This is a genomic window from Sulfuricaulis sp., from assembly GCF_049587675.1.
GTDB lineage: Bacteria > Pseudomonadota > Gammaproteobacteria > Acidiferrobacterales > Sulfurifustaceae > Sulfuricaulis.
Window position 1 is genome coordinate 1 of sequence record NZ_JBAVEJ010000074.1, and the last position, 5812, is coordinate 5812.

At 54.4% G+C, this 5812-nt stretch carries 6 protein-coding genes; 1 reads left to right on the forward strand and 5 read right to left on the reverse strand.

Features of this window, described 5'->3' with window-relative positions; genetic code table 11:
• Nucleotides 1–158: 158 nt before the first annotated feature.
• The 3 genes from WB402_RS03835 to WB402_RS03845 all read right to left on the reverse strand — a co-directional run bounded on the left by WB402_RS03835 (nucleotide 159) and on the right by WB402_RS03845 (nucleotide 3190).
• Nucleotides 159–2498, reverse strand: coding sequence for a hypothetical protein (locus WB402_RS03835; RefSeq protein WP_424205591.1), 2340 nt, complete (start codon nucleotides 2496–2498; stop codon nucleotides 159–161).
• A 62-nt stretch (nucleotides 2499–2560) separates the two neighbouring features.
• A complete protein-coding gene (locus WB402_RS03840) occupies nucleotides 2561–2971 on the reverse strand; it encodes a type II toxin-antitoxin system VapC family toxin (protein ID WP_424205592.1) in 411 nt (136 codons plus the stop codon).
• Complete coding sequence (locus WB402_RS03845) at nucleotides 2972–3190, reverse strand: AbrB/MazE/SpoVT family DNA-binding domain-containing protein (RefSeq protein ID WP_424205593.1); 219 nt, start codon at nucleotides 3188–3190, stop codon at nucleotides 2972–2974. It lies immediately after the preceding gene.
• A gap of 173 nt (nucleotides 3191–3363) precedes the next feature.
• Here WB402_RS03845 and WB402_RS03850 point away from each other — a divergent pair, with 173 nt between their 5' ends.
• Nucleotides 3364–3912 carry a YfcE family phosphodiesterase gene (locus WB402_RS03850; protein WP_424205594.1) on the forward strand — a complete coding sequence of 183 codons (549 nt, stop codon included), beginning with the start codon at nucleotides 3364–3366 and terminating at the stop codon, nucleotides 3910–3912.
• 23 nt (nucleotides 3913–3935) lie between these two features.
• Here the strand turns inward: WB402_RS03850 and bioB are convergent, their stop codons facing one another.
• On the reverse strand, nucleotides 3936–4907 hold the full coding sequence (gene bioB / locus WB402_RS03855; RefSeq protein ID WP_424205595.1) for a biotin synthase BioB: 972 nt from the start codon (nucleotides 4905–4907) through the stop codon (nucleotides 3936–3938).
• A 95-nt stretch (nucleotides 4908–5002) separates the two neighbouring features.
• Nucleotides 5003–5764 carry a fumarate/nitrate reduction transcriptional regulator Fnr gene (fnr, locus tag WB402_RS03860; protein WP_424205596.1) on the reverse strand — a complete coding sequence of 254 codons (762 nt, stop codon included), beginning with the start codon at nucleotides 5762–5764 and terminating at the stop codon, nucleotides 5003–5005.
• Nucleotides 5765–5812: the final 48 nt, after the last annotated feature.

The window sequence follows — 5812 nt, forward strand, 5'->3', positions numbered from 1 at the left end:
ACGTAAACCCCATGAAACTGGATCTCGTTTCCATGCAGCTAGCAATAATTCCTCCGCTGTGAACGTTTTGTTAATGTCACCACCCGAGCACTGAAGTGCCGCAAGAAGCACTTGTTGCTTTAGTCCAATGCGCGCCGATTTAGCAGTGGAGTTGTTGTTCATGCCGCCAAATCCGATTTTTCAGGCTCCCAGCCAGAACCAGCCAGCACGTACGGTTCTAGGTGCTTCCACATTTCCTGGACGATCCGAACCCGGTGTCGAACAAATGCGGCAAGGTGCCCCGCCCAAAAATCAGGGCGCTGGCTTTCGTTCTTGCGTGTGAATTCTTCGCCCATCCACACCTGAACCACCATTTCGATAACTTTTTCCGCGTGAAACGTGCGCCATACCGTCGGATTGTTGTCATGTTGTCTAAAAGCAAATGCTGCTTCTGGGCTCTGCAGATTCAGCCACCATACGTTTTGAATAAAATCCGACGGCTCCTGCCATAAGGCAGGTTGATCTGGGTCTCCTTCCCTGATTGTACCTGTGGCAGGGTCTTCATCTCGATCCGTTAAAAGAAGACGAGGAAAACCGCTACCCCGACTTTTCTCTTTTTCATTCGGGATAACGTTTATTTCAGCGGGAATACGAGCCCAAACTGGGCCAGCGCCAGCGAAAACTGCTGTTTTGCCAATTCGATTACCAGTAATGACTCCGGTCCGGCTTATTCGGACCGTCATAGGATCATCGGCATCATGGCGCCAATCGAGCAGCACATGAGTTGATCGCTTACCATCATCGTCTGTCACTTCTGCCGTAATTTGCTGCCGAGTTCCAAGCGGAATATCGAGATTACGAGGAGTTAGCAGGACATGGTCGATATTCCAAATTCGCGTAGGTATGCGATCGCTAACAATGGATGTGCCTTTAACGCGCATCCACACCTCGCATGATCCTTTTTCTCTTGCTTCAATAGCCCCATCCTGAGAAATTGCAACAATGTGAGGATCGCTCGTAAACCATTCAATGGTTCCACGTACTGGACGTCCATTGATATCTCTAATACTTACCTCTAGCTGGGTGCGAAGAGAAACAACAATCCCCTTCGCAATATTTAGTCCATCTTCGGGACGGGAAAACTCAATTTCCTCAGGCTCCGTTCCCCAAATGACATCACCCCCTCCACCACCACCTGAGCCGGTTCCATCCTTTCCGGGACCACCATGTCCATCTCCATAACTAGGCAAAAATCTGTTCTTGAATTCATCGAGTTTCCGATTTTCGTCACAAACCTTGTCCAGCGCCTTTTCGTCGAGCTGCGCTTGACGTTGCGCATTGATTTTTTGCGCCACCCCTCGAATCTTCTCCTGGATAAAACGATCAAGCGCTTCCACGAGGGGGCCATCTTTTGGGCGGCGGCGTCCATGCTCCACATAGGCTGGCTCAAGCGCTGATAGCTCGACCGAACCGTAAACGAACATTACACCAGGGAATGTGCCAGCGACTTCCGAAATTGGTTTCGCGCCGATGACCTGATGGCGAGTCCGGTATGTTATTTGCCAACGCGGGCGAAGATTTCGGTAAGCATTCCACATATTTTCAGCCGATGTATGTATCGTGAGCCTGCCGGCTTCCCGCGCTCCACCTTCTCTTGTCGAAATGAGCTGGCCATCATCAAGCGGAAGATGATCTGGTATTTCGAAGACTATGGGTGAATCTAGGCCGGGGTATGGAGTAATCGGAGGCAATACAAGCTTCTTTTCTTCATTTAGCAACCGTCCATTATGGATCGCGTAGTATTCAACCTGTTCAAGACAAAGGGTTGCTTGCTCGTGGCGAATCACCTTCGCGATGAGATCCTCAGCGTTGATTCGTCCTTTATACAATCCGGTAGGCTCCTCCCCCTTCACAAGCGTGAAAGCTTGACGCGCCAAAGCCGCATCACGCACCTTCGGAGGTAGATCATTGATAGTCAGACCATACGGATCAAGAACATGTTGCAGCTCTGATTCAAATGAGCTGATTTCAACATCGCGACCACCAGCAACGCTGGGAACCCATCCGGGTGTTCCGCGCTCCACAGTTCCCACTTCACCATCAAAACCTTTGCAATTACGTCGCCTTTCGCGCACACCAAGGATACGCGTGGGGCCAGTGAAAAGACGATACATGTATGCTTTTCCCCCGTTGCCTTGTGTTTCCTCTTCCTGAAGCCCAGATTGACGATTAGATGCTTCAGGGTCTTGCCAAACACTCCAAGCTGTTACGTCTTCGAGTGTTGCACCGCCTACGTCAAGTAAACCAATGCGCGCTCCACTTCCACCTTTGGCGTCGACGAGAAGCAAAAGAGCAACTCGATGTTCTGCAGCTACGTTAGCCCGGTCAATCTGATATTGCCTGCGGACGTTTTTGAACCATTCCGCAATTCCATCATGATGTGTGGCAATCCATCGAGTTACAGCTTCAAGCGTCCCACGCTCATGAAATCGAATTCCTTCATTTCTTTCAATACTCATTTGTCAGTCCTCTAGTTGGTTGCGTGGCACACATTCGCCTTACCGCCTCCGATACAATCGTCCTAGACCCACATAATGTTTACGTCATTCTCGATCTGTTTAAATTCCTTATCTCCCGTCACGAGACTCGCCCGAACCTCTCGAGCTAGCGCTGCTGCAAAACAGTCGGCAAATGACATCCGATTTTTGGATTTAAATGTGCCGGCCTGTCGCGCCAGTTTCCAGTCAACGTCAACAAATTCAATTCCCAGTTGCCGTAAACCATCGACGCCTTTATCAGCCTCGGTTTCCGATATCTCGCGTGCGAGGATGTACCAGACCTCCCCGGCATTCACGACCGACATCAGCAGCGGAATCCCGTTCTCATGGGCGTCGGCGATCAGGTCTGCCACTTTCTGACTTGAGTCTTCATCCTCCAGGTACGCCAACACTGCCCACGAATCGAGGACAAGTGCCTTGGGTTTTCGCGCCATTTACAGCTCCTTCTCGCGCTTCTTTTCGGCCGCCAGCGCTTTCAGCAGCCCCTTGCCCTTATATTTCCCGCGCAGGCTCTGGATGTACTCACGGGTAATAGGGGTCAGGATGATCTTATGCGCCTGTTCATCCACATCCACTTGGATGCGGGTACTTTCCGTCATCCCGAGCTTTCGCCGGATTTTCGAGGGAATCACGATCTGGCCTTTGACTGTCATGTAAGTGTCCATAGTTTAATCTCCAATTTTGGAAAGTATGCCTTTCTATATAAAGTAAGTCAAATATATTTTGTACTACTTAAAATATAACAGCGTACTTTTCTGGGATGGTTTACTAATAAAAACGCGGGGTTGCTGCGCATATTTCGTTCACTGGGATAGAATCACGCCCCATGAAAATCTGCATCGTTTCAGACAGCCACGATCATCGCGACCATCTGGCCGCCGCCGTCACCGAAGCCAGGCAACTGGGCGCGCAGGCCGTGCTGCACTGCGGCGATCTGGTGGCGCCATCCACGCTGCATGCCATCATCCCGCTGGGGCTGCCGGTGCACATCGTGCATGGCAATAACACGGGTGATCTTTTCCATCTGTCGAAGCTGGCGCAGAAGGCGGAGAACCGCGTGCATTATTACGGCCAGGACGGGTCTTTCATCTTGCATGGCCGTCGCATTTTCATTGTCCATTATCCTCATTACGCCAAGGCCATGGCGCTTACCGGCGACTACGATTTCGTGTGCAACGGTCATGAACACCACGCCGTGATCGAGCGCATCAAGAATATTAAAGGAGGAGAAACGCTGCGTATCGATCCCGGTACGGTAGGTGGCGTGAGCGCACCGGCCACCTATGTGTTCGGCGATCTGGAGAAAATGGAATTTGAAATCCGGAAGGTAACACTACCGAAAGCTCCGCCAGACAGGCAGCAGGCCTGGGCCTGAGCGCCAGACCGGGAAGAAAATAATCAGGCTTCGGCGGTCTTGCGTTCCGGCAGCGGCTTTTCGAGAGCGAGGGGCTGGATACCCAGTTTCTCGAACAGTTTCAGGTCGGCGTCGGATTCCGGGTTGGGGGTGGTGAGCAGTCTGTCACCGTAGAAAATGGAATTGGCGCCTGCCAGGAAACACAGCGCCTGAAGATGATCCGGCATCTGGCTGCGGCCGGCGGAAAGCCGCACGAACGAGGCCGGCATCGCGATGCGCGCAACCGCGACGGTGCGCACAAACTCGATGGGGTCGAGTGCGGCATTGTTTGATAACGGCGTCCCCGGGATTTGCACAAGCAGATTGATCGGCACCGACTCCGGCGGCGGGTCGAGGGCGGCCAACTCGGCGAGAAACTGCACGCGGTCCGCGCGTGATTCCCCCATGCCCATGATGCCCCCGCAGCAGACCTTGAGGCCGGCCGCGCGCACCTTGGTGAGGGTGTCCAGCCGGCTATCGTAACTATGGGTGTGCACGATGTTATCGTAGTGGGCGCGAGAGGTGTCGAGGTTGTGGTTGTAATAATCGAGGCCCGCCTGTGCCAGCTGCTCCGCCTGTCCGTCGCGCAACAGGCCCAGCGTGGCACAGGTTTCCATGCCGAGAGCCTTGACGGCGTGGACCATCTCCGCGACCTGTATCAGATCCTTTTCTTTCGGCCCGCGCCAGGCGGCGCCCATGCAGAAGCGCGTGGCGCCGCGCGCCTTGGCCGCGCGGGCGGCAGTGACCACCGCTTCCTTCGACAACAGCGGCTGGTTTTCGATCTCGGTTTGAAAACGCGCCGACTGGGAACAATAGCCGCAATCTTCCGAACAACCGCCGGTCTTGATGGACAGCAGCGTCGAGAGTTGCACCGCGTTCGGATCGAAGTGCCGGCGATGCACCGTCTGGGCACGGTAGATCAGATCGCTGAACGGGAGTTCGAACAGCGCGGCAATTTCAGCGGCGTCGGGATGCATCGGGAGTCGTCCGGTAATAATATTTTAAGAGCGATCAAGCTAGGGGAAGCCGCGCCGCTTGTCAACTCTCCAGTAATCCGAGAGTTGACGGTGGCTTAAGCGCTGGCGCTGTTTTCGCGGGGCGCGCCGGCAGCCATAGCGCGCAGCCGGTCGAGGTCGCGCAGCACTATCTGGCGGCCATGAACGCTAATCAAATTCTCTTCCTGGAAACGGGAAAGCAGGCGGCTCACGGTCTCGAGCGCCAGGCCCAGGTAATCCCCCAGGTCCTGGCGCGACATGCTGAGCCTGAAATCCACCGCGCCGGTGCCGAGCCGCGCGAAACGGCGGGAAAAACTCATGAGACACGAGGCCAGCCGTTCCTCGGCGCTCATGCGTCCGAGCATCATGAGCATGTCTTCATCGCGCACGATTTCACGGCTCATGATGCGCAGCAACTGATGCTGCAAGCCAGGGACTTTTTGTGCCAGTTCCTCGAGTAAAGTAAAGGGTATCTCGCAGACTTCGGAGGTTTCCAGCGCCTCGGCGCTGCACGGATGCAGGTCCGTGTTGATCGCGTCTATCCCCAACAGTTCGCCGGGAAGATAAAAACCGGTCACCTGCGCCCGGCCGTCCTCGATAAGTCCGGTGGTTTTGAGCGTGCCACTGTGGATGGCATACAGCGAACGCAGCGGATCACCATAGCGGTAAAGCAATTCGCCTTTCTTCAGGGTGCGGCGGCGTTTGATGATCTTGTCGAGCGCGGCGAGATCGGGCTCGCTCAGGCCCAGCGGCAGACACAATTCGTGCAGCGAGCAATCCTTGCAGGCCGCCTTCATGCTGGAGATGTTAATCACCGTCGCGGTTTCTTTTTTTTGCATAAGACTATCCTTCGCTGGGAGGCCTTTTTTAGCAGGATTGGCCCGAGG